This is a genomic window from Bacillus sp. SIMBA_026 (assembly GCF_046535335.1).
GTDB lineage: Bacteria > Bacillota > Bacilli > Bacillales > Bacillaceae > Bacillus > Bacillus velezensis.
Window position 1 is genome coordinate 1 of sequence record NZ_JAWRWX010000164.1, and the last position, 271, is coordinate 271.

Genomic DNA, 271 nt, shown 5'->3' on the forward strand with positions numbered 1-271 from the left:
TTGCCAGTCGTATGCTCTTGAATGATCGCGTGTGAAATGTCGACAACCGATGCATCGCGAAATACACGCCAGGTTACCCGTCGATCAAGCAATGAAAGCGCGTCGGTGCACACGAATTCGTAAAGCACGAAACTGCCATCGGCGGCCAATTGACGCGCTTCGCAAACGATTGCACAAATGGTTCGTTCAGTACCTGCGACGTCGCCTACCTGGAACGCCACGGGCGCACCGATGAATGCCTTCAGTGGCATTGAAATATCGCTGGATAGCG

1 protein-coding gene is annotated in these 271 nt (G+C 53.5%); it reads right to left on the reverse strand.

Translation table 11 applies throughout. The features are described 5' to 3' along the window. On the reverse strand, positions 1-271 hold a 271-nt coding region (locus SB847_RS21075), incomplete at both ends, for a contractile injection system protein, VgrG/Pvc8 family (RefSeq protein WP_410578569.1).